This is a genomic window from Rohdeia mirabilis (assembly GCA_007750655.1).
Taxonomy (GTDB): Bacteria; Planctomycetota; UBA1135; order UBA1135.
Window position 1 is genome coordinate 3,644,557 of sequence record CP036290.1, and the last position, 24,478, is coordinate 3,669,034.

Sequence of the window (24,478 nt, forward strand, 5' to 3'; positions counted from 1 at the left end):
CACCGGCCGCACGGGCGCGCCGGACCCACCCCGACTCGAAGGCGCCTCGCGCGCGGACCGGTCGGGGCCGATCTTCCCCACACGACCCCATCCATCGCACTGTCGGCCGCGTCCCCCCCAGGAACGCGCGCGGCACCCGGACCACCAGGAACGACGGCACACCGTCCGTCCCTGGCCCACCGCCGCGACCCGGCTTCGCTCCGACTCTCGCTCCCCTCCTCGCTCCGCCGTCCACGTGGCCGCGGTTCGAGACAGAGGATTGCGAGCGGCTCGAAACGGACCGACCGTGATCCAGACCCTCGCTCCACGCGCCTTCAAGGAGTTCCCTTCCGGATGAACGCCCCCATCAAGACCGCCCTGAGCATGACGGCCTTCGCTGCCTTCGCCGGCACGGCCTTCGCTCAGTCCAAAACGCCCGATGTCACCGTCAGTGAGCTGATCACCGACGCTGGTGGCTTCGGCTACTTCCTGATCCTGCTGTCGATCATCTCGCTCGCTCTGACGATCGAGGGCTTCATCTCGCTCAAGCGCGACAAGCTGGCCCCGCCGGAACTCATCGACGAGGTCCAGGCCCTCTTCGACGAGGACCAGTTCCAAGAGGCCATGGAACTCTGCGAGGACCAGCCCTCCTTCTTCACGAAGGTCTGCGGCGCCGGCATCTCGAAGATCGGTCACGACTTCACCGTGATCGAGACCGCGATCGAGGAGATGGGCGACGAAGAGTCCATCCGCCTGCACCAGAAGATCGGATGGCTCGCCCTGCTGGCGAACGTGGCCCCCATGGTGGGTCTGCTCGGCACGGTGTGGGGCATGATCCTGGCGTTCAAGACGATCTCCGCCACCCAGGGTCAGGCGTCGCCGGCCGAGCTCGCCGAAGGTATCTCGATCGCTCTTCTGACGACGATGTTCGGTCTCCTGGTCGCCATCCCGACCACGGCCGCCTTCGCCTTCCTGCGCAACAACCTGGTGCGCTCGGTCATCGAGGTCGGCGCGATCGTCGAAGACCTGTTCGAGCGCTTCCGTCCGGGCGAAGCCGCCCTGCGCCAGTAGTTCGGCCCAGGGGTCGGTAGGTCCGCCCGGGGAACACGCGGCGGCGGCTACGGCCGCCGCCGTCCCCGAACCGGCCGTCCCCGATCCGGCCGGCTCCGATCCGCCGGCCCCGATCGCCCCGTCCCCGTGCTCGGTGGACGGACGGGCTCGGGTCACACGCAGAGGGTCGCGAGCGACCCCTGCGGCCCGGATGCGGCGGTTCCGCGCTGAACCGATCCGCGCTGAACCGATCCGCGCTGGCTGCGCTCTCTCTTCCACGGGCGCCCGCGCCGCTCACGAGCGGCCCGGCACCTCGACCACGGGCTCCGACGGCCCCACGCAGGCTCCCAAGATGAACATCGCGAAGCACGACGCCGAGACCGACATGGAGATGAACATGACGCCGATGATCGACGTCGTGTTCTTGCTCATCATCTTCTTCATGATCATCACGGACCTCTCCCAGCAGGAGCTCGAGGACCTCGAGCTGCCGATGGCCGAGAAGGCCCAGGAGGACAAGCCGGACCCGAACGCCAAGCGTCCGATCCTCAACATCCGTCAGGACGGCAAGATCATCGTGAAGCGCGATGTGCTGTTCGATCCGGCCGACGGCAACACGGACCGCAGCCGCGTGTCCAACTTCCTGCGGACGATGGCCGAACAGATGGAGAAGGTCGACGACTACCCCGACGACCCTGTCCTGATCCGCGCCGACGAGTTCACGCCCTTCCGTGAGATCCAGAAGATCATGGAGATGTGCGCCGACCAGAACATCAAGATCTGGAAGGTCGAACTCGCCGCCAAGGTTCCGGACGCCTGATCGGGTCACAGAACGAGAGTCAGGAACATCGGCAGAACGAAACGGCAGTACGAAACGCCAGCACGAGACGGCAGTACGCACCGAGGCCCGAGCCTCCCGAGGACAGAACCATGGCAAGTCGACGCAAGAAGCAGATGAAGGAGCTCACCGAGAGCAAGGCAGACATGGAGATGACGCCGATGATCGACGTCACGTTCCTGCTGCTGATCTTCTTCATGTGCACGATCAAGTTCAAAAAGCTCGAGGGCAAGCTGGCCGCCTACCTGCCGAAGGACATCGGTCAGAACACGACCCAGGTGGATCCGGTCGAGAAGCTCGACATCCGCCTCGACGTGGTGGTGGAGGGCGAGAAGCGCGCTCCCGACGGCATCGCCGCCTACAAGCCCGGCGTGCACCCGCGCTTCAACTACGTCGACCGCGTCTTCTCCATCAAGATCGGACCGCGTGAGTTCACCTCGGACCAGATCGAGGAGGTGGCCGACCGCCTGCGCGTCTTCGCTTCGGACGATCCGGAACGCCCGGTGACGATCGACCCGCGGCGCGGCATCGTGATGGAGGACGTGGTGCGCGTCCTCGACCGGGTCCTCGACGCCGGCTTCACGAAGGTCAGCTTCGCCGGCTCCTACGAGGGCTGACGGCGAAGGCGCTGACGGCGCCGCCCGGTCCCGCACCGCAGGTCGGGACAACGAGCGAGCCCGCGCTCCGGCCACCGGTCGGAGCGCGGGCTCGCGGCGTTCACGGAGGCCCGGATGCTCGGAAGCTTTGGGGCGCGGGTTCGGGTTCGATCCGCGCGCGCGGTGGACCGGAGCGGTGGACCGGAGCGGTGGACCGGAGCGGTGGACCGGAGCGTTCGACCGGAGCGGACGGACGGCGCGGCGGGCTCCCCTCCCCGGCCCGACCCGGCGCGAGGGGGAACGCAGCACTGGCCGCGGCGCGGCGGGCCCTGGGACCGGGCCCCCGCCGCGGAGGGTCCGGCGCGATGGGCGTCCACGTGATCCGGCGCGGCGGAGCGGACTTCGGTGGAGCCGAGACCCCGGACCCGAACCCGCGCCTCGAGGACCTCGATCCCAGACGGACCGCCGAGCCCGCCCGGGTGTCCGCACGGCGACCCTGCGGCGATCGCGGACGCGTCCGTCGGACGGGACCGGACCGCGCGCGCCCCCATCGAGCACGCGTGCGATTCCGGTCGCTCGCGGCCGGTTCCGACGACCGGCTCCCGAGCGGTCGAGCCCGCGACCACGGGCTCGATCTCCATCGCCTTCGACCAGGCCTGAACCATCCCGTCGCACCGGTGAACGGGGCTCGCTCCAGCAGGATTCTGCGCCCGGCGCCGCTGCGATTCGGCTCCTCGGTCGCTACACTCCCGGGCCTCCCCGTCCCCAGGGCCGGGGATCCGGTCCGTCGGACCGTCCCCCTCCACGTTCTCGCTCTCCACTCCCCCGCCGCCGACCCAGGTCGACGGAGCGGTGCGTGGGCCTTCCGCGCGCCACTGGTCCTCGCGACCCGGTGCGACTGGAAGCGCAACCGAACGACGCCGCGCAGGTAGGGATCCGTCGACGCCGGCAAGGCTTCTCGCGAGCCGTTCCGTCCCGCACATTCCCCAATCGGCCTCCCCATCCCGGTCCGCGCGCACGCGTCCGTTTCGATCGCGATCGAACCGACACCGCCGCCCGCGACCGACCGCAGCGCCCGCCGTCCGGCACGTCGCCGTTCGCCCGCTGCACCGGCCAACCCACGCCTCATCAGGATCCATGAGCAAGGTCGCAGTCGCTCTGTCTCTGTCGGTGCTCGCGCTCACTTCGTGTGCGTCCACCACTCCCAACGAGACCGCACAGGACAGCTCTCGCAGCGGTGCTGACCGCGCCGCGTCGACGGCGACGGGCACGCCTGCGGTGAACGCCGATGGCGCCGCCGTGGAGGCCTCCGCTCCCGCGAACCAGGACGACACGAGCGCGTTCCTCGCCCAGGAGCGCGAGCGTCTCTCGCTGCAGGAGCAGAAGAAACGCGAGTTCGTCGACGCCCTCGTCGGTGAGGCCGACGCGCTCGTCGACCGCCAGCTCTACCGCGAGGCGTTCGACACGCTGATGCGCGCGGCGGCCTACTCCCCCGACGACCTGGAGGTGCGCAACCGCCTCAAGTTCGTCGGTCCGCTCGTCGGCGAGGAACTGCCCGCCGTCGTGAAGGACGAAGGCGTCGCGAAGAAGAACGCGCGCGACGGCTACTTCGTCGCCCAGGCCAAGGACGCGATCCGCAAGGGTCAGCTCGCCATCGGCCGTCGCGACTTCGACGCCGCCATCTTCGAGTTCGAGGTCGCGCTCGACTTCGTGCGCTTCGCCCCGGGCGTCGACTGGACCGGTGTCCGCGAAGAGGCGGAGAGCCTGCTCGCCCAGACCAAGGCCACGCGCAACGAGTCCGAGCGCCAGGCCCGCCGCGCCGAAGAGGACCTGACCCTCCAGCGCCTGCGCGACGAAGAGGCCAGTGCCCGCGCCCGCGAACAGGCTCGCCTGGACTCGCTGCTGGCCGACGGCATCTCGGCCTTCGAGACCGAGGCCTACGAGACCGCACAACTGCTGGCCACGGAAGTGCTGCGTGACGACCCGCGCAACGAACGCGCCCAGGAGCTGTACGACACCGCCTTCAAGGCCCGCCGCGAAGAGCTCTCGGCCGAGTACCTCGACAACAAGCAGACCCAGTTCCGCAAGTGGAAGGCCCACATCCTCAGCCAGCGCATCCCCTACGCCGACGTGCTCCAGCTGCCGGACAAGGACACCTGGCGCGAGCTGACCGAACTCCGCGCTCCCTTCACCAGCGCGGACTCCGGTTCGAGCGAGAACCCCAGCGACGCCGCCCTGCGCGCCCGCCTCGACCGCGACCAGGTCCGCGGCCTGCGCATCGACGGCGTCGAGAGCCTGATGGCCGTCGCGCGCCAGATCCAGGCGCTGACCGACGTGCCGATCGCCGTCAGCAGCGCCGCGGAGAACGCGGTCTTCGACGAAGGGGTGACCTACGAGCTCGAGCTCAACAACCCGATCTCGATCGCCCAGGCCCTGAACCTGGTCGCCGAGCAGTCGGGTGAAGAAGTCACCTGGACGATCGACGTCGGCGCCGTGCTCTTCACCACGAAGGAACGCGCCCGCGGCAAGCTGAAGGGCGAGTACTACGACATCCACGACCTGGTCCTGCCGCTGCCGAACTTCATCGCGCCGCGCATCGAGCGGATCCGTCTGCTCGAGGACCTCGAGGACGAGGACGGCGGCACGCCCTGGGGCACGATCGGCGAGTCGTCGATCCAGCTCGAGCCGGACGCCCTGGCCGAACTCATCACCACGTTCGTGGCCGTCGGTAGCTGGGAGCAGGACGGCGTCTCCGCCGCTGCCTACAACAGCTCGGGCATCTTCGTCGTCCACACGCTCGAAGTGCACCGCGAGGTCGAGCAGTTCCTCGAGGACCTGCGCCGCTTCACCTCGATGATGGTGACCGTGGACACGAAGTTCCTGACCGTGACCGATGCCTGGCTGCAGCAGATCGGTGTGGATTGGCGGGGTCTCGACAACCCCGGCACGCCGTTCACGGACATGGACGACTTCACCAACGGCAACGACGACGGAACGTCGAACGGCTTCGACAACGGCGGCCAGGGCAACAACCCGGCCGGTCCGCCCTCCTCCGGCTTCTTCTACGACGACGGCCAGGACGGCAACTTCAAGGCGCGCACGGAGAACATCTTCGACTCGAGCCTCGGCCAACTGCTGAGCTCGGTCGGTGGTCTCACCACCCAGCTGCAGATCGTCGACGACGCCCTGCTGTCCCCGCTCCTGCGCGCCGTCGAGAAGTCGAGCAACGCCCGGGTCGTGAACAGCCAGGTGCTGACCGTCTACAACAGCCAGCAGGCGGCCGTGTCGGTCATCAACCAGCGCGCCTACGTGCAGGACTTCGACGTGGAGGTGGCGACCGCGGCCTTCATCGCCGACCCGATCATCAACGTGCTCAGCGAGGGCGTTTCGCTCCAGGTGCGCCCGACGGTGCACCAGGACCGCAAGAACCTGACCCTCGAGGTGCAGCCGACCGTCGCGCGCATCGTGACGATCACGCCCTTCACCACCACGCTGGGTAACAACTCGGCCGCGGCGATCACGCTGCAGCTGCCCCAGCTGGAGGTCCAGAGCCTGCGCAGCACCGCGACGATCCCGGACGGCGGCACGATCCTGATCGGTGGCCTGAACTCGATCCGCAACGTCGAGCGCCGCGCGGAAGTGCCGTGGCTCGGCAAGATCCCGGTCCTCGGCTTCTTCTTCAAGGACGAGGGCTACAGCGACGAGACCACGAGCCTGATGATCCTGATGAACGCTCGGATCACCGACATCCGCGACGAAGCGGCCCGTCTCTCCGACTGAGCCCGAGAGGGTTCCATCGCCGGCGCGCGGGATTCGATCCCGTCCCGCCGATCGCGCGCGGGCCGCTCCCCCACGGGGAGCGGCCCGCGCTGCGTTCGAGGTGGTCCGGTCGGCGGGGACGACCCCGTGACCGGGGGCTGGGCTCGCGTCGAGCAGGGCGCCAGTGCACCAGTGCGCCGCGCAGCCCGGCGGGGCGCGTGGGGCGCGCGGCGCCGGGCCGCGCGCGTGAGGCGCGCCCGAGCCGGCGCGGTGGTCCGTTCGTGGTGCGGGCGGCGTCGCGGGCGCCCCTGGTCAGGGCCTCGAGTGGCCCGCCGCCTCCCCACCACCTCCCCCGCCCACCCCTGGGAGATCGAAGCTGGCCGCGAACGTGTCGGACGAAGTCCCAGAAACCTGCGCGACCCGCGCGTGGCCCTGGGCACGGCGGGGCTCGATGCCAGTTCGGGAAGCCGGGTCGGGCCGGTTCCCACCGGCGCGCTCGCGCTCCGGTGTGCGGGGCACCGAGCGGGCGAACGGGGGTGCGCGGCTATCCTCTTGGGCCATGGCTTCCCTCGACGCCGTCCTCTTCGACCTCGACGACACGCTCTTCTCCACCACGGCGTTCGCCCGGCTCGCGCGTTCCAACGCGGTGCGCGCGATGGTCGAGGCCGGGCTCGGGCTGTCGGAAGCCGTCGTGCAGGCCGAGCTCGACGAGGTCATCGCCGAGTTCTCGTCCAACTACGACAACCACTTCGACAAGCTGCTCCAGCGCCTGCGCCCCGAATCGCTGCGGCGCACGAACCCCGCGCTCATCGTGGCCGCCGGCGTGGCCGCGTACCACGACACGAAGTTCCGCGAGCTCGAGCCGTTCAAGGACGTCATCCCGCTGCTCGATGCCCTCGGCGACGCCGGACTGGTGCGCGGGATCATCACGCACGGTTGGACCGCGAAGCAGGCCGAGAAGCTGGTGCGCCTCGGACTCGTCCCCCACCTGAACGCGAACGCCGTCTTCATCTCGGACCAGATCGGGATCAGCAAGCCCAACCCGAAGCTCTACCAGACGGCACTGGCAGACTTGAAGCTCGCGGCGCCGCGCGTCATGTACGTGGGCGACAATCCGCTGCACGACATCGCACCGCCGCGGCAGCTCGGCATGGTCACGGCCTGGGCCCGACGCGGCGCGCGGCAGGACATCGAGGGCACCGGCGTGCGCCCCGACCACGTGATCGACGACTTCGAGGAACTGGCGACGATCCTGCGCGAGCAGTACGGCGTCGCGATGCCGGCCAAGCTCGTCCGCGCGAGCTGATCGGCCGCGGCAGGCTGGCAACGCCGCAGCGAGCGACGGGTCCGCTCGCGAGCCGTTCAGGTGGCGACGGGTCGCGCGAGCCGCAGGATCTGCGGAGCACGCCGTTCGCGCGCCGTCGCCCGGACGAGGACGGACGGCGCCGCACCTTGCGTCCCACGCCCATGCCAGCGCGCGAGCGAGGACGACGACGGGCCATCCGCGGACACTCGCCCCGGATCACGGGGCCCGACGCGCCGACCGCCTCGCGAGCCGCCCTACTCGAGCAGCAAGCAGGCCGCGCTGTGGGTCTCGGACAGCTTCACCGGGTCCGGATAGCGCTGGGCGCACTCCGGCTTCGCCACGGGGCAGCGCGTGTGGAAGTGACAGCCACTGGGCGGGTCGATCGGACTCGGCACGTCGCCCTTCAGGATGATGCGTTCGCGCTTGGCCCTCGGCTCGGGGCGCGGGACCGCGGACAGGAGCGCCTGGGTGTACGGGTGGCTCGGGTTCTCGAACAGCTCGGCGGCGGTCGCGATCTCGACGATCCGGCCGAGGTACATCACCGCGATGCGGTCCGAGATGTACTTCACCACCGACAGGTCGTGCGCGATGAACAGGTACGACAGGTCGAACTCGGACTGCAGGTCCTTGAGCAGGTTCACCACCTGGGCCTGGATCGACACGTCGAGCGCGCTGACCGCCTCGTCGCAGACGATGAACTTGGGCTTCAGCGCGAGGGCGCGCGCGATGCCTATGCGCTGGCGCTGACCGCCGGAGAACTCGTGCGGATAGCGGTTGCGGTACTCGGGGCGCAGGCCGACCAGCTCCATCAGCTCGGCGACCTTCTGGTCGAGCTCGTCGCGCCCCTCGAGGATGCCGTGCACCTCGAGCGCCTCGCTGATCGCGCGCGCCACGGGGATGCGCGGGTTCAAGGACGCGAACGGGTCCTGGAAGATGATCTGCAGGTCGCGCCGCCGCTCGCGCATGGCGCCGGTGGAGAGCTCGAACAGGTCGACCGCCCGGTCGCCGCCGCGGTAGACCGCGCTGCCGGCCGTGGGTTCGATCAGGCGCAGGATCGAGCGCCCGGCCGTGGTCTTGCCACAGCCCGACTCACCCACGAGGCTGACCGTCTCGGTGCGGCCGATGTCGAAGGACAGTCCGTCGACGGCTTTCACGTCGCCCGTGTGCTTGCGGAAGAGCCCCGTGTAGATCGGGAAGTGCTTCTTCAGGTCGCGCACCTCGAGCAGGGGCGCGGCGGCGTGGGCGGCGGCGGCGCTCGTGGCCGCGCTGGTGGTCGTGCCAGTGGTCATGCCGGTGCTCACAGCTTCTGCGCCTCATCGAGGTGGTGACAGGCGACGGTGTGCACGTGATCCGTGTCCGTCGGCTCGCCCGGGAGCGGCACGAGCGGCGGCTCGATCTCGGCGCACTTCGAGGTGGCGATCGGGCAGCGCGTGCGGAAACGACAGCCGCTAGGGAACGCGAAGGCGCTGGGCACGATGCCGGGGATCGTCTTCAGACGTTCGCCGGGCGGCGCCAGATCGGGCAACGAGTGGAGCAGACCGATCGTGTACGGGTGGCGCGGCCGTTCGAAGAGGTCCTCGACGCTCGCGTACTCGACGACCTTGCCGGCGTACATCACGGCCACGTGGTGCGCGTTCTCGGCGACCACGCCCAGGTCGTGGGTGATGAGCAGGATGCTCATGCCGCGCTCCTCCTGGAGACCGCGCATCAGCTCGAGGATCTGGGCCTGGATCGTCACGTCGAGCGCGGTGGTCGGCTCGTCGGCGATCAGGAGCTTCGGTCCGCACGCCATCGCCATCGCGATCATCACGCGCTGGCGCATGCCGCCCGACAGCTCGTGCGGATAGCAGTCGACGCGCGTGTGCGGACTCGGGATGCCGACGAGCTCCAGCATCTCGATCGAGCGCGCGCGGGCCTGGATCTCGTCCAGCCCCTGGTGCAGGCGCACGGTCTCGCCGATCTGGTTGCCGACGGTGAACACCGGGTTCAGCGCGGTCATCGGCTCCTGGAAGATCATCCCGATCTCGTTGCCGCGCAGCTTCTGCATCTCGGACTCGGACAGCCCGACCAGGTCGCGCCCCTCGAACAGGATGCGGCCCGCGGCGATGCGGCCGGGAGGACTGGGCACGAGGCCCATGATCGTCAGGGCCGTGACCGACTTGCCGGAGCCCGACTCCCCCACCACGCCGAGGGTCTCGCCCTCGAGGATCGCGTAGTCCACGCCGTCGACGGCCTTGGACACGCCCTCCTCCACGTGGAAGTGCGTCTTGAGTCCTTCGAGCCGCAGCAGCTCGCGCTTGCCCGCTCGTCCTTCGTTCTGCTCGCCCATGGATCAGACCTTCATCTTCGGGTCGAGCGCGTCGCGAACGGCGTCACCGACGAGGTTGTAGCAGGTGACGGTGATGAAGATCAGCACGCCCGGGAACACCTGTCCCCACCAGTGCGAGGGATCGCGGGACACGTTCACGAGGCTGCCCCAGGACGCCTTCGGCGCTTGGATGCCGAAGCCGAGGAACGACACGGCCGACTCGGTCAGGATGCCCGACGCCACCGCGAACGCGGCCGCCACGAGCACCGGGCTGAGGGCGTTCGGAAGCACGTGCTTGAAGATCGTGCGCGCCGAACTGAAGCCCAACGCCCGCGCGGCGATCACGAACTCCTGTTCGCGCAGGCGCAGGAACTCGCCGCGCACGAGCCGTGCCACGCCGGTCCAGCGGATCAGCGCGATCACGATCACGATCGCGAACATCGGCGGGATGACGTCCGGGTCCGTGAACGACATGGTCGCCAGGATCAGGAAGAAGGCCGGGATCGACTGGATGATCTCGATCGAGCGCATGATCACCACGTCGATCCACCCGCCGAAGTAGCCGGCCACCGACCCGATCACGACGCCGATCACCGTCAGCAGCAGCGCGGAGAGGATCCCGACGGCCAGACTGATCCGTCCGCCCCAGATCATCCGCACGACGAAGTCGCGTCCCAGCCCGTCGACCCCAGCGGGGTGACGCCAGAACGAGTTGCGATCGGGTTCGCCGTAGCGCACCTCGATCGGCGTGAACTCGGCTTCCATGCCACCCGAGTCCGCGTCGGCTTCGTAGTCCAAGGGGCGCCCGAGCTCGTCGAGCTTGCCCTTGGAGGTCCACGTCGGCGGCCGGAAGCTCTCCTCCAGGTGCGTCTCCGAGTAGCCGTACGGGAACAGCGGGAAGACGGGCGACTCGACGTACAGGTAGGTCCCTGCCGTCAGTCGGGACTTGAGCGGCGAGGCGTCGAACGTGTCGCGCGCTCCACCGGTCAGGAAGAGCCACGCGACCGCGGCGATCACCGGGACGACCAACGCGATGCCGAGTTTGCGCATGCGCCAGTTTCGGATCGCGTCGCGGTCACCGCGCAGGAGCACGCGGTTGAGGAACGCGTTCCACAGCGGCCAGGTCAGGACGAAGGCCCACAGGACCATCATTCCGAGCTCCCACCAGGCGATGTTGCTCCACAACGGATAGGTGGTGTGAGGCTCGAGAACGATGCCCTCGGTGGGCTCTTCGTCCGCGGCGCTCGACTCGACCGTCTCGCCTTCGGCGGCTGCGCGCGCGGCGAGCAACTCGGGCGGAACGATGCCCTTGTGGCTCGTGCGCAGGCTGCGCGCGAGGCTCCGCGCCTCGCCCACCGCCTCGCCGGCGGCGTCGCTGTCGCCGCTCTCGAAGGCAGCGATCGCCGCGTCGAGGGCGTCCTCGTAGGCGTCGAACGGTTCCTCGGCGGCGTCCGGAGCGTACGTGCGCAGGATCCCGAGCTGGATGGCCGCGGCCTCGCGCTCGACCGCGATCGCCTCCTCGAGGGTGGCCGGAGACGTCTCGCTGCGGTTGGCGTCGTAGTCCTCGGGACTCTGCAGGACGAGCCCGCGCATCGAGGATGCCACGGGGCTCAAGAGGCGCAGGGCGGTGCCGTACTCCTCCACGTCGACGCCCGTGATCTTGAAGGGCCTGTCGCCCGCCAGGAACGGCGCGTAGATCGCGACGCCGTACATCAGCGCCAGGACCGCGACGCCCACCTTGAAGAGGCGATGCCTCGACAACTGGTGGAACACGATGTCCCAGTAGTCCTTGGAGTAGTGCTTGGACCCGTCGGCCTCGGCGTCGCCCCACTCGCCCCCACCGTCGTTCCCGGTGGTCCTGGTGGTCGGCTCAGTCATGGCGGATCCTCGGGTCGACGAGCGAGTAGACGACGTCGGAGATCAGGATCCCGAACTGGGTCATCACGCCGACGAAGATCGTCGTGGCCATGATGATGTTGAAGTCGCGCCGCAGGAGGCCGTCGTAGGCGTACTTCCCCATGCCTTGGATGTTGAAGATCATCTCGACGATGACCGCACCACCGATCAGGATCGGCAACACGGAGGCGAAGAGCGTGATCACGGGGATCAGCGAGTTGCGCAGGGTGTGCTTGTAGATGACGACCTTCTCCGACAGGCCCTTCGCACGCGCGGTGCGGATGTAGTCCTGCCGGATCACGTCGAGCATGCCGGAGCGCATGAGACGCGAGATGTACGCGAAGCCGCCGTACGAAAGGGTCGCGACCGGCAGGATGATGTGCAGGACGTAGTCCCAGGCGTAGGCCAGTGGGCCGAGCGTGTCGGCGTCGGCGTCGTGCAGCCCGAGCACGGGCAACTCCGGCCACAGGTACCAGTCCGGCCCCGTGACGCCGAACGCCAGGATCAGCATCAGTCCGGCCCAGAACGTCGGGATCGAGTAGAGGACGAAGAGGACGACCGTGATCAACGAGTCGATCAGAGTGCCCTGCTTGCGCGCTGAGAAGATTCCGAGCGGCAACGCGATCAGATAGCTGATGAGCACCGCGATGATCGAGAGCGGCACGGTGACCTGGAGGCGCCGCCAGAGCTCCTCCTTGACGTCGAGCCCGCTCTGGATCTCGTTGCCGAGGTCGAAGAGCACGAGACCGCCCCAGGGGTTCTCGCCCGAGTTCTGGACGCGGTCACCACCGCCCTCGGTGTAGTACCAGCCGAACCACGAGCGCAGGACGTCGTTGGCCCGCGGCTCGTCGCCGTCGAGCAGGCTCGCGAACCCGACGTCGCCGCCGCCCGTGCGAGCGACGATGCGACTCGCCACGTCGTCCAGACGCCGCAGGGTCTCGAGGTCGTCGAGCCGGACCTCCTGGCGCTGGAAGGCGCTCAGGACCGCGGGCCAGGCATCGGCTCCGGCTTCCACCAGTGCTTCCGCCGCGGCGCTCCGCTCGGACTCGGTGGCGTCGTCCTGGGTGAGGGTCAGCGCGTGACCCTCCAGGACCGGTCGCACCTCCTCCGGCACGTCGGGCGGGAACGGAATCCGCAGCGGCTTGCCGTAGACGGCCTCGCCGCCGCCATCGAGCTCGACGCGCTCCACCTCCCGTTCGGAGTAGGGCGAGTCGAACCACGAGTGCCCGTCGCGCGAGAGGTTGAAGGGCCCGATGTAGTCGAGGTACTGGATGACCGGGTTGCGGTCCAGTCCGTGTTCGATCTCGAACGCGCGCTTGCGCGACTCGAAGTCGGACTTCCCTCCCATCTCACCGCCGCCGCTCGCACCGAGCATGACGGTAGCGGCGTCGCCGGGAGCAGCTTGGAAGATCGTGAAGACGACCGCCGCGACCCCGAGCGTCGTCGGGATCATGAGCAGCAGTCGCCGCAGGATGAAGACGAGCACGCTTCGGGGCTACTGGCGCTCGAGCGTCGCGCGCGTGCCGGGATGGCCCGCGGGATAGTGCCAGAACCGCACGGCGTACCCGGGTCGGATCGCGAAGGACTGGAAGCCGCGAATCTCCTTCTTCAGCGCGAACTTGCGCGGAACGTTGTAGCCGAAGAGGTACGGCATGTCGGCGTAGATCAGGCGGTGGATCTCGTTCCAGATCGCGGTGCGCTTCTCCTTGTCGAGCTCGCGCTGGCCGCGCTCGATGAGCGCGTCCACCGCCGGGTTGCCGTAGGCCGAGAAGTTCGAGCTGTTCTTGTCCGCCCAGCGCGAGTGCCAGACCTGCTCGGGGTCGCTCTCGAGGTCGGGCATCCAGGCCAGGTTCCCGCCGTCGAAGTCGCGGTTCTGCAGGCGCTCGATGAAGGTGGCCCACTCGAGCTCGCGGATGCTGATGCGCACCCCGATCTCGGCGAAGCTCTCCTGCATCTTCTCGCCCAGCGTCTGGCTGGCCTTGTTGCCCGAGGGCATCAGGAACTCGAGGTCGAGCTCGATGCCGTCCTTGTCGGCGATGCCGTTGCCGTTGCGGTCGTACCAACCGGCGTCCTCGAGTTCGAAGATCGCCGCCTCGGGGTCGAAGGGCAGCGGCTTCACCGAGTGGTCGTAGGCCGACGAGTTGTAGGGGAACGGACCGGTGACGCGGTGAGCGAGTCCCTTGTAGTTCGTGCGCAGGTACTCGTCGCCGTCGAACGCCATCGCCAGGGCCCGTCGAACCGCCGCGTCCTTCAGCGCCGGACGGTTGAGGTTCCAACAGACGAAGCCGTACGAACCCGTGTAGAAGTAGCCCTTGTAGAAGGTGTCGGTGAAGATCTTCTTCTGGGTCTGCTCGCCGGTGTAGTAGCTGGAGGGCACTCGATACATGAAGTCGAGTTCCCCGTTGATCAGCGCGACCCAGGCCGCGTCGTCGTTGTCCACGAGGCGCCAGCGGATCTCGTCGAAGTAGCCGGCGCGCGACTTGTCGAAGTAGCCGTCGAAGCGCTGGCCCTCGATGAGCTGCTGGTTGAACTTCGAGATGCGGTACGGGCCGAGACCGACGAACTTCTCGCGGTTGTACTCCGTGTCGTTGATCCAGTCGCCCTGGACCTTGGCGAACTCGTCGGGATCGTACCTGTCCCCGCCCGGAGCGATGGCCGCGTCGTACCGCGGGTTGTCGGGGTCCGACAGGTCGTACAGGTGCGACGGCAGCAGCATCATGTCCACGCCGACCGAACCGAGTGCCGCGAAGTACTGGCTCTCGTAGAAGAAGCGGACCGTGCGCTCGTCGACCACGTCACCGCGCGTGATCTTCACGAACTGGAAGCGGATCTCGTCGCAGTCCACGTTCGGGTTGTTGAAGATGTCCCATGAGAACTGCACGTCGCGCGCGTCGAGCGCGTGCGCGTCGAAGCCTTCGGTCGGGTGCCAGAGCGCGTCGTCGCGCAGGCTGAACGTGAACACGCAGCCGAGCTCGACCTGGAGCACGTGCTCCTTCGGCACCGTGATGCCGCCCTCCGGCAGCGGGTTGCCCTTCGCGACCGGTGTCAGCTTCCAGCCGCCCTCCGTCTCCTCCGCCCGACCGAAGACACCCGTGACTTCGCGCTGGGTGACGTCCTCGGACGTGCGCTCCGCCATGGGGATCAGGACCTTGACCTTCAGCCCGAGCGGCGCCGTGCCGTCGGCCACCTGCTGGGTCTGGTAGCGGTCGGCGAACTCCGGCTTGATCGCGATCAGGTCCTCGGTGATCCAGCTCGCCGCCACGTTCGGCTCGTACTCCCAGCTCTCCCAGTCCTGGCGCACCAGGGACTCGTGCAGGGAGTGGTGGATCTCGCGCGTCACCGCCGAGTTCTCGACCGCCCGGTTGATGTTCTCGGGCATCGACTCGAGGTGCAGGGTCACCCGTCCACCGTAGGCCGGCCGGGGCTGGGGCTCGCCGGCGCGCGTGGCCGGGTGGAACTCGTCGATCGGGCGCGGGCCGGCGCCGACCGTCTCCTCCTGGGCCAGGGCCGAGCCACCCAGGAACGAGCCGCACAGCACGGCGGGCAGGACCAGTGCGGAACCGGCGGCGAAGGCGCCCTGGAAGCGGCTTCGGCGGGTGGCGGAGAGGGACGGCGTCGAACCCATGGTGTTGATCGTGTGGGAGCCTGCGATGTCGAGCGGATGCGAGAGCCGCCGCCCGCACGGCCCGTGGGGGCTGTCCGGCGGCGGTTCTGGCCCGCGAGGGCTGCACAGGATATACGAGACGGTCCCAGACGGACCCGGCCCGCCGTCGGAGGCCGTCGGAGGCGCCGCCCCGGGGCCGCCTGGTCACCCTAAGCCCAATGCTGACAAGACGTAAGCGCATCTCGACCCGCCCGACCGCCGCCCTGGGATTCGCTCCGTCCGCTGGGACGCCCCCGCGCCGGGGTCCGCGCCCGGGCTCCGAGTCGCGCCGGGGCGGGGCGAGCCTGGTGCGCACGGTGCTGCCGCCGGTGCTGCTGGCACTGCCGCTCGTCCTGGCGGCCTGGTCGCTCTCCAAGAGCCAGCTCCCCCCCGCCGACTTCACCTTCAACAACGGCACCGAGGTCGCGACCCTCGACCCGGCCGTGGTGACCGGCGTGCCCGAGGGCCGCATCCTGCGCGCGATCTTCGAGGGCCTGACGGTGAAGGACCCCGAGACCCTGGCCGCCCTTCCGGGCATGGCCGAGTCCTGGACGATCAGCGACGACGGTCTCGTCTACACGTTCAAGATCCGCGAGAACGCGTTCTGGACGAACGGCGACCAACTGACCGCTCACGACTTCGTCTTCTCCTGGGAGCGCTTCCTCAACCCCCTCACCGCGGCCGAGTACGCCTACCAGCTCTGGTACGTGAAGGGCGCGAAGGCCTACACCACCACCGTCGATCCCAACACGGGCGCCCCGACGCTGTCGTTCGACACGGTGGGCATCCGAGCGGCCGACGACTTCACGCTCGAGGTCGTGCTGGAGAAGCCGACCGAGTTCTTCCTCCAGCTGACGGGCTTCTACCCGATGTTCCCGGTCAACGAGCGCAACATCGCCGAGGCCATGGAGAAGTACCCGGGCGATGCGTGGAAGCTCGAGTGGCTGAAACCCGAGAACATCGTCACCAACGGGCCCTACAAGGTGGGCTTCCGGAGGGTGAACGACCGCATCCGCCTCGAGAAGAACGAACTCTACTGGGACGCCGACGCGGTCGCGTTCCAGTCGATCGACGCGCTGGCGGTCGAGAACTACACGACGGGCCTCAACCTGTACCTGCAGGGCGACGCGTACTGGTTGGACGTGGTCCCGACCATGCTCGTTCCGCGTCTCTTGGAACGCGAGGACTACAGCCCGATGCCCTACTTCGGCACGTACTTCTACCGCGTGAACGTCACGCGTGAACCGTTCGACGACCCGCGCATCCGCCGCGCACTGGCCCTGACGATCGACCGCAAGCGCATCACCGAGAAGATCACGAAGTCGGGCCAGATCCCCTGGTACTCGTTCGTGCCCTACGGCATGGACGGCTACGAGTACGCCGAGATGGAGCGCAAGGCCGACCTCGACGGCAACTACGACGTCACCTTCGCCGACGACTGTCGGGAAGCTGCGGCGCTGATGAAGGAAGCGGGCTACGGCGCCGGCGGCAAGCCGCTGCCGACGATCGAGATCCTCTACAACACGTCCGAGGCGCACCGGGACATCGCCGAGGTCGTGGCCGACTCCTGGCAGCGCAACCTCGGCCTGACCGCCAAGCTCGCGAACCAGGAGTGGAAGGTCTACCTCGGCAGCCAGACCAACCTCGACTACGACGTGTCGCGTTCGGCCTGGATCGGCGACTACATCGACCCCAACACGTTCCTCGACCTGTTCCTGGACGGCGGCGAGAACAACAAGACCGGCTGGGGGAACGCGCGCTACGACGAGCTGATCTACGCCGCCAAGAAGGAGCGCGATCCAGCGCAGCGTTTCGAGTACTTCCGCGAGGCCGAGGCGATCCTGATGGACGAGTTGCCCGTCATCCCGATCTACTCGTACGTGACGCAGAACATGCTCAATCCGCGCGTGGGCGGCTTCCCCGGCAACCTCTTGAACGAGCAGTTCCCCAAGTGGTGGTACCTGCGCAGCGACGAAGAGCTGGACGCCTACCGCGCCACGCAGCCCGAGTACTACGAGACCAACGCGGTCGTGGACGCTCCCGGACCGAAGGGCGGCATCTACCCGCCCTCCGCACCGCGTGGCCGCTTCCCGGACGGCGACCCGCGCCAGCGCCTCTCCCCCCTCCACGACTGACCCGCGATGCTCGCATTCCTCCTACGGCGACTGCTGTGGGGCGCGCTCACCCTGTGGGCCGTCGTCACCCTGTCGTTCTTCCTGATGCGCAACGTGCCGGGCGGTCCGTTCGACGGCGAGCGTGAGATCGACCCGGTCATCAAGGCGAACATCGAGCGCCAGTACCACCTCGACTGGCCCCAGTGGAAGCAGTACGTCCAGTACATCGGCCCGTTCAACCTGGACGAGACCTCGGGCATCTTCAGCACGAAGACGATCGAGGAACCGGTCTCGGCCCGCGAGGCGGCGGCGAACGACGACCCTTCCGCCACCACGCGCACCGTCCCGAACGCGCGCTACCGCACCGACCTGTTCGGCGGCGTGCTGGCGTTCGACTTCGGCCCTTCCTTCAAGCTGAAGGACTTCTCGGTCAACGACATCATCGGCCAGTCGCTACCGATCTCGGTCGCGCTGGGCTCGATCGGCCTGTTGTGGGCGCTCCTGCTCGGGCTGACCGCCGGCGTCGCGTCGGCCCTGCGGCGCGGAACGGGTTGGGACCTGTCGCTGCGGCTCGTGGCGACGATGGGCATCGCTCTGCCCAACTTCGTGATCGCGGGCTTCCTGATCATGTGGATCGCGTTCAACGTGGAAGCGTTGCCCGTGGCCGGTTGGGGGGCACCGCGTCACATCCTGTTGCCGTCACTCGCGCTCGGCGCGCCGTTCGCGGCCTACATCGCGCGCCTGACGCGCACAGGGATGCTCGAGGTCTTCAGCCAGGACCACATCCGCACCGCTCGCGCGAAGGGTCTGCCGGATCGACTGGTGCTCTTCCGTCACGCGCTCAAGGGCGGCCTGTTGCCGGTGGTCAGCTACCTCGGTCCGGCGGTCGCGGGCATCCTGACCGGAAGCCTCGTGATCGAGCGTCTGTTCGGCATCCCGGGCACGGGCTCGCACTTCATCAACAGCGCGCTCAACCGCGACTACACCCTCGCGATGGGCGTCACGATCCTCTACACGGTGCTCGTGTACAGCCTGAACACGCTCGTGGACCTGGCCTACACGCTGCTCGACCCGCGGATCAAGTTGGAGGAGTCCTGACATGTCGGAGAACTTCACCACGACGGCCGCGAGTACGGCGCAGGACGAGGCCGCTGACGCCGAGTCCGCGCGCCTCGAGAAGCTGATGGAGGAGGCCGAAGCCTTCAAGGGCGAGAGCCTGTGGCAGGACGCCTGGCGCCGACTGCGGCGCAATCGCTCGGCCTACGTCAGCCTGCTGTTCCTCGCCGCCTTCGGCCTGATGTCCTTCTTCGCGCCGCTGCTCCCGCTCGCGTCGCCAAGTCAGCTCAACCTGCAGATCGAACCCCGGGCACCGCTTTGGCCCTGGGAGGCGAACCCGCGCGTCGATCGCGCCGCGCCGGACGACGTGGACACCGAAGCGTTCACAGAGTTCGGCATGGGAGCGACGCGTTCCTTCGGCAGCCTCTTCGACGACGGCTGGCAGCACCGGACCTACGTCGACGTCACGCTCCCCAGCGATCCGCCCGCAGCGCGTCCGCAGGTCGTCGAAGGTGATCCGCAGGTCCTCGATTGGATCGAATCGGCCACCGGCCGCGAGCCGGTCGTCTACGAGAAGCCCGGCAACGTCCCCGGGACGCGCATCCAGCGCTACGCCGTCGTGCACCGCTTCTTCGATGCTCCGCGCAACAAAGGTGAGACCGGCCTGCGCGGCGTCCTCGAGGAACGCCTGGCCGACGGCCGCTCCATGCTGCCCGCCGGCGCCGAGCTGCTCGACGTGCAGTACCGCGCCGGCCTGTGGACCGACCTTCCTTTCTTCGACCGCTGGATGCTGCGCGTGCGCGAGGCGATCTTCGGCACCTGGCAGGTCGGACCGCTGCTCGGCACGGACAGCAAGGGCCGCGACGTCCTGAGCCGCATCGTCTGGGGTAGCCGCATCTCGATCCAGGTCAGCCTGATCGCCTCCCTCGTCAGCCTGATCCTGGGTGTGACCTACGGCGCGACGGCGGGATTCCTCGGCGGGCGCGTCGACAACCTGATGATGCGGATCGTCGACGTCCTGTACTCGATCCCGTTCATCTTCGTGGTCATCTTCCTGATCACGTTCCTGAACGCTCACCGGGAGACGCTCGAGGGCTACGGCATCAACCGCATGACCGTCTTCTACCTGGTCATCGGAGCCATCTACTGGCTGACCATGTCCCGGGTGGTGCGTGGTCAGGTGCTGAGCCTGAAGAACCAGGAGTTCGTGGAGGCCGCGCGCGTCGTCGGCGCCAGCAGCGCGCGGATCATCTTCGTGCACATCGTCCCGAACGTCCTGTCGGTCGTGATCGTGTACCTGACGCTCACCATTCCTCAGGTGATGCTGTTCGAGGCCTTCCTGTCGTTCCTCGGACTCGGCGTGGAATCGCCCCGCGTGTCCTGGGGCCTTCTGGCCGTGGACGGCAGCGAGGCCATCAGCTCGATCAAGACCTTCTGGTGGCTCGTGATCTATCCCGCCGCCGCCATGGCCGCCACGCTCCTCGCCCTCAACATCCTCGGCGACGGACTGCGCGACGCCCTCGACCCCAAACTGCGAGGCAAGGACTGATGGCCGTGCTCGACGTCAGACACTTGAACGTGCGTTTCGAGACGCACCAGGGCACGGTCGAAGCGGTGCGCGACGTGTCGTTCTCCATCGAGGAGGGCGAGACGCTCGGCATCGTCGGTGAGTCCGGTTCGGGCAAGTCGGTCACGAGCCTCGCGATCATGGGCCTCGTCCCGTCGCCCCCCGGCGTGGTCACGGCCGAGTCGATCCACTTCGAGGGCGAGGACATCTCCAAGCTCTCGCAGAAGCAGCTGCGGCGCATCCGCGGCGGCCGGATGTCGATGATCTTCCAGGACCCGATGACCAGCCTGAACCCGCTGATCACGGTGGAACGCCAGCTGTCGGAGGTGCTCGAGACCCACGAGGGCATCACGCGCCGGGCCGCGCGCACGCGCTGTGCGAAGGCTCTGGGCGACGTGGGCATCCCCTCGCCCGAAGAGCGCCTCGACGCCTACCCGCACGAACTCTCGGGCGGCATGCGCCAGCGCGTGATGATCGCGATGGGCCTTCTGTGCAACCCGAAGGTGCTGATCGCCGACGAGCCGACCACCGCGCTCGACGTGACGATCCAGGCCCAGATCCTCGAGCTGATGCAACGCCTGCAGAAGGACCACGGCACCGCGATCATCCTCATCACCCACGACCTCGGCGTCGTGGCGGGCATGAGCGACAAGGTGCAGGTCATGTACGCCGGCCGCGTGGTCGAACGCGCCGCCGCACTGCCGCTGTTCCAACGACCGCTGCACCCGTACACCGAAGGCCTGTTGACCTCGATCCCGACCCTGACGGGCGATCCGAACGAACGCCTCTCGTCGATCGACGGCCAACCGCCGGACCTGGCGCACCTGCCGCCCGGCTGTTCGTTCGAGCCGCGCTGCGCCTGGCGCGTGGATCGCTGCACGACCGAGGCGCCCGAGCTGGGCGAACTCGACGGTTTCGGGGGTCGCGCTTCCGCTTGCCACGAACGCGCGCGCCTGGCGGCCCGAGGAACGATCGCGAGCGGCGAGGAGGAAACCCGATGAGCGAACCGCTCCTGGTCGTCCGCGACCTCGTCAAGAAGTTCCCCTACGGCTCGAAGGGTCTGTTCAGCAAGCCCGAAGGCCATCTGCACGCGGTGGACGGCGTGTCGTTCGAACTGGAACGCGGGCGCAGCCTCGGTCTGGTCGGCGAGTCCGGCTGCGGCAAGTCCACCACCGCGCGCTGCGTGATCGGACTGCAACCGGCCACGTCCGGCTCGATCCGCTTCGACGGCGTGGAGCTCACCGGCCTGCGCTCGGAGGGCTGGAAGCCGCTGCGTCGCCGCATGCAGATGATCTTCCAGGACCCGTACGCCAGCTTGAACCCGCGCATGACGGTGGGCTCGATCCTGTCCGAGCCGCTCGAGCTGCACACGACGAAGAAGCCGCGCGATCGCCGGTTGAAGACGCTCGAGCTGCTCGACGCGGTGGGCCTCAATCCCCGTCACATCAACCGCTACCCGCACGAGTTCTCCGGCGGCCAGCGGCAACGGGTCGGCATCGCACGCGCGCTGGCGCTGGAGCCCGAACTGATCATCTGCGACGAGCCGGTCTCCGCGCTCGACGTGTCGATCCAGTCCCAGGTGCTCAACCTCTTGAAGGACCTGCAGCAGCGCTTCGACCTGGCCTACCTGTTCATCGCGCACGACCTGGCCGTGGTGCGGCACCTGTGCGATCGCATCGCCGTCATGTACCTGGGCCGCGTGGCCGAGATCGCCGATCGCGACGAGCTGTACGCGCGTCCGCAGCACCCGTACACGCGCGCGCTGTTGTCGGCGATCCCCGTGCCCGATCCGGTGCTCGAACGCGCGCGCCGACGCATCGTGCTGACGGGCGACGTGCCGTCCCCCACGCACCCGCCGACGGGCTGCACGTTCCACCCGCGCTGCCAGGAGATGACGAAGGAGGTCGAGCTGCCCTGCACCACGATCGTTCCCCACCTGGAAGAAGTGGCGGACAGCACGACCTGCCGCACCGCCTGCCACCTGCGCGCGCGCGAGTCGGCCGGGACCGGCGCCGCCGCGGGAACGTCGCGATGACCGGCTGGGAGCTGCCGAACAAGATCGGCCCGTGGGTCTGCCTCGTGAACGGAGCGGTCGCACTGGTGCTCGTGGCCGTCCTGGTGGCGAGCATGCCCGAGCTCGCCGCCGACCAGAACATCACCGAGCACCCGTGGCTCGGGACCTGGATGCGTGCGACCGCGGTGCTCGCGCTCTTGATGCCGGGCTCGACGTTGATGCTGTGGCGTTCCTGTCCGGTCGTGCCGCTGCCGAAGGACGCGTGGCCGAAGGGCGACGCGACGCCCCTGCGCCAACGGGTGAAGCGCGGTGCCCCGCGCGGGGCGAAGCTCGCTCTGCTCGGGCTCGTGGTGCACGGCCTGGGGATGCTCGCGCTGTTGGTCGTCGTGCTCGTCGCGGCGGGCGGGCTCTGAGCCGCCGGCCGGAGCGTGCCCAGACCGATGGATGCCCGGCCGGAACCCGTCGGTCGCGACGCCGAGTCGGGGCGTGACATGCTTCGCGTTCGCATCGACGATCCCAGTGACGCGACCGGCGTGCTGGAGCGGTTGCCGCGCGGCTACGTGGCGCTCGTCGTGTGGGATGCGGAGCACGCCACCGCGGACGAACTCGAGGCGTTCTCGAACGCACTGATCGCCACCAACTGCGGCTGCGTCTGCGCATGGGGCGACGGCTGCGAGGAAGTCGAGGACTCCGTGGACTGGACCGACGTCATGCTCGAGGTGGATGGAACACGGCCTCCGGATGCGGACGGCGATGTGCTCCTGACCAGCCAGCACAGCGACGAGACGTTCGAAGAAGCGCTCGAACTCGCCTTGATCATCCGGCCGACCTCCGGATACCGCGGCCCGACCACCGTCGTCGCCGTACTCGAGGTGACACAGGAGAAGTACGACGACCTGATCACACGCGCACTGAAGCGGTGCTCGGGATGAGCGCAGGTTCCGCTTCCCTATTGCGACGAGTCGTCCTGGGCGCTCTGGCCCTCGCCGTCGCCGCCTGTCTCGCGACCGCGCTGGCCACGCTCGTGTTCAGCGAGCCGGTGGACGACGACTTCGCCTTCGCCGTGCGCGGTGCGGCGAGCGGACCGTTCGAGTTCGCCGCGCACCAGTACCTGCACTGGTCGGGGCGCTGGCTGTCGTTCGCATTCCTGGGCGGGCTGCTCGGCGCGCTCGATCCGGTGCGCCACGACACGGCGCTGTTGCTCGGCGCGTGGATCGCGTTCGCGAGCGGGCTGTACCTGGCCCTGCGCGGAACGCTCGCCCTGCGCCGCGGGCCGGCGGCGGTCGGTGCGGTCGCCCTGTTCGCGCTCGTCCTCGCTGCACTCGGGACCGAAGAAGTGGCCGAGACGTTCTTCTGGATCAGCGGCGCGATCACGTACCTGGTCGCGCTCGGCGCCGCCCTGGGAGCGGTCGGCCTCGCGCAGGTCCACAGATCCGGCGCCGCGGCCGGTGCGTGCGTCCTCGCCGTCGCCGCGAGCGGTCTGCACGAGGTCGTCGGTGGCCTGTGCGTCCTCGCGCTCGGCGCCCTGGCCCTGCACGAACGCCGCGTCCGCGCACCACTCGCCGCCGCCGTGATCGGCCTGATCGTGGTGGTCGTCGCACCCGGCAACGGCGAACGGGCCCGCGCGACCCTCGCGGCCGAGCGCGACGCAGCGGCACAGCTCGCGCCCGCCTTCGAACGGCTCGCGCTGCACCTGCCCGACTGGGCGTTCGATCCGCTCCTGATCGGTGCCGTACTCGTGGCCTTCGCCCAGGCGGCGCGCGGCGGTGCGACTGCGCGCCCGACCGCGCCCGCCCGTTCGCGCTCGCCGTGGACCGGCGTCGCCTGGTGGCTCGCGGCCAGCGTCGCGGCACTCCTCGCCCCCGCCGTGCTGACGGGCGGTTGGGTCCCCCATCGACTCCTCGCGGTCGGACATGTGGTGTTCGTCCTCGGAGCGGTCGCGATCGCCGCGCGCGCCGGTGCCAGCTCCTCGCGGCCTGTGAACGGCGGCATCCTGGCGGTGGGTCTCGCGCTCGTGCTCGTCGGTCTCGCCATGCCCGGCCCGCTGCGCGCAGGAGTCGCCGACCTCGAGGACGGACGGCCCCAGCGTTGGAGCGCGGCGCGCGCGGACTGGTACGCGGCGGCTCGCACGGGCGGCGACGTCGTCCTCGACCCGCCCCCGAGCCGCCCGCGACTGCTCCCGCGTTCGACCATGGCGTCGAACGCCGACCACTGGGCCAACGCGCGCTTCGCCGAGTTCTTCGGAGCGCGCTCGGTCCGGGTCGAGCGCGGAACGTCGAAGGACTGAACCACTGCGGAGGAACGCGCGGTCGAGCGGCGCCTCGAGGGCTCCAGGCATGACCGGGATCCGTC

General features: G+C 68.9%; 18 protein-coding genes. 13 read left to right on the forward strand and 5 right to left on the reverse strand.

Translation table 11 applies throughout. From position 1 onward, the window contains the following. The first annotated feature begins 333 nt into the window (after window positions 1-333). The 5 genes from Pla163_RS19100 to Pla163_RS13615 all read left to right on the forward strand — a co-directional run bounded on the left by Pla163_RS19100 (window position 334) and on the right by Pla163_RS13615 (window position 7,528). On the forward strand, window positions 334-1,050 hold the full coding sequence (locus Pla163_RS19100; RefSeq protein WP_419185935.1) for a MotA/TolQ/ExbB proton channel family protein: 717 nt from the start codon (window positions 334-336) through the stop codon (window positions 1,048-1,050). A gap of 331 nt (window positions 1,051-1,381) precedes the next feature. Continuing rightward, on the forward strand, window positions 1,382-1,849 hold the full coding sequence (locus tag Pla163_RS13600) for an ExbD/TolR family protein (RefSeq protein ID WP_419185936.1): 468 nt from the start codon (window positions 1,382-1,384) through the stop codon (window positions 1,847-1,849). 110 nt (window positions 1,850-1,959) lie between these two features. Further along, entirely contained in the window at window positions 1,960-2,484 is a 525-nt protein-coding gene (locus Pla163_RS13605; RefSeq protein ID WP_145189413.1) for an ExbD/TolR family protein, read from the forward strand. 1,116 nt (window positions 2,485-3,600) lie between these two features. Continuing rightward, window positions 3,601-6,243, forward strand: coding sequence for a hypothetical protein (locus Pla163_RS13610; protein ID WP_145189416.1), 2,643 nt, complete (start codon window positions 3,601-3,603; stop codon window positions 6,241-6,243). Between the two features lie 538 nt (window positions 6,244-6,781). Continuing rightward, complete coding sequence (locus tag Pla163_RS13615) at window positions 6,782-7,528, forward strand: HAD-IA family hydrolase (protein ID WP_419185937.1); 747 nt, start codon at window positions 6,782-6,784, stop codon at window positions 7,526-7,528. Between the two features lie 254 nt (window positions 7,529-7,782). Here Pla163_RS13615 and Pla163_RS13620 read toward each other — a convergent pair whose 3' ends face one another. The 5 genes from Pla163_RS13620 to Pla163_RS13640 are packed head-to-tail and all read right to left on the reverse strand — an operon-like array spanning window position 7,783 to window position 15,357. Then, window positions 7,783-8,817, reverse strand: coding sequence for an ABC transporter ATP-binding protein (locus Pla163_RS13620; RefSeq protein ID WP_145189421.1), 1,035 nt, complete (start codon window positions 8,815-8,817; stop codon window positions 7,783-7,785). Window positions 8,818-8,825: 8 nt separating this feature from the next. Next, a complete protein-coding gene (locus tag Pla163_RS13625) occupies window positions 8,826-9,857 on the reverse strand; it encodes an ABC transporter ATP-binding protein (protein ID WP_145189424.1) in 1,032 nt (343 codons plus the stop codon). A gap of 3 nt (window positions 9,858-9,860) precedes the next feature. Beyond that, complete coding sequence (locus Pla163_RS13630) at window positions 9,861-11,714, reverse strand: ABC transporter permease (protein ID WP_145189427.1); 1,854 nt, start codon at window positions 11,712-11,714, stop codon at window positions 9,861-9,863. Then, entirely contained in the window at window positions 11,707-13,218 is a 1,512-nt protein-coding gene (locus Pla163_RS13635; RefSeq protein WP_145189430.1) for an ABC transporter permease, read from the reverse strand. The genes Pla163_RS13630 and Pla163_RS13635 overlap by 8 nt, the downstream gene beginning before the upstream one ends. A gap of 9 nt (window positions 13,219-13,227) precedes the next feature. After that, window positions 13,228-15,357 carry an ABC transporter substrate-binding protein gene (locus tag Pla163_RS13640; protein ID WP_145189433.1) on the reverse strand — a complete coding sequence of 710 codons (2,130 nt, stop codon included), beginning with the start codon at window positions 15,355-15,357 and terminating at the stop codon, window positions 13,228-13,230. Between the two features lie 326 nt (window positions 15,358-15,683). Between Pla163_RS13640 and Pla163_RS13645 the strand changes: the two genes are divergently transcribed. The 8 genes from Pla163_RS13645 to Pla163_RS13680 all read left to right on the forward strand — a co-directional run bounded on the left by Pla163_RS13645 (window position 15,684) and on the right by Pla163_RS13680 (window position 24,413). Then, a complete protein-coding gene (locus tag Pla163_RS13645; RefSeq protein ID WP_419185938.1) occupies window positions 15,684-17,510 on the forward strand; it encodes a peptide ABC transporter substrate-binding protein in 1,827 nt (608 codons plus the stop codon). A 6-nt stretch (window positions 17,511-17,516) separates the two neighbouring features. Next, window positions 17,517-18,587 carry an ABC transporter permease gene (locus tag Pla163_RS13650; protein ID WP_145189439.1) on the forward strand — a complete coding sequence of 357 codons (1,071 nt, stop codon included), beginning with the start codon at window positions 17,517-17,519 and terminating at the stop codon, window positions 18,585-18,587. A gap of 1 nt (window position 18,588) precedes the next feature. Then, window positions 18,589-20,094, forward strand: coding sequence for an ABC transporter permease (locus Pla163_RS13655; RefSeq protein ID WP_145189442.1), 1,506 nt, complete (start codon window positions 18,589-18,591; stop codon window positions 20,092-20,094). Beyond that, a complete protein-coding gene (locus Pla163_RS13660) occupies window positions 20,094-21,113 on the forward strand; it encodes an ABC transporter ATP-binding protein (RefSeq protein WP_145189445.1) in 1,020 nt (339 codons plus the stop codon). The genes Pla163_RS13655 and Pla163_RS13660 overlap by 1 nt, the downstream gene beginning before the upstream one ends. Then, window positions 21,110-22,147 (forward strand): ABC transporter ATP-binding protein, encoded by a 1,038-nt coding sequence (locus Pla163_RS13665; protein WP_145189448.1) that lies wholly within the window; start codon window positions 21,110-21,112, stop codon window positions 22,145-22,147. Before Pla163_RS13660 ends, Pla163_RS13665 begins: the two co-directional genes overlap by 4 nt. Then, entirely contained in the window at window positions 22,144-22,539 is a 396-nt protein-coding gene (locus Pla163_RS13670) for a hypothetical protein (RefSeq protein ID WP_145189451.1), read from the forward strand. The genes Pla163_RS13665 and Pla163_RS13670 overlap by 4 nt, the downstream gene beginning before the upstream one ends. Before the next feature lie 78 nt (window positions 22,540-22,617). Then, a complete protein-coding gene (locus tag Pla163_RS13675; protein WP_145189454.1) occupies window positions 22,618-23,058 on the forward strand; it encodes a DUF7684 family protein in 441 nt (146 codons plus the stop codon). 20 nt (window positions 23,059-23,078) lie between these two features. After that, window positions 23,079-24,413 (forward strand): DUF6056 family protein, encoded by a 1,335-nt coding sequence (locus Pla163_RS13680; RefSeq protein WP_145189456.1) that lies wholly within the window; start codon window positions 23,079-23,081, stop codon window positions 24,411-24,413. The last annotated feature ends 65 nt before the right edge of the window (window positions 24,414-24,478 follow it).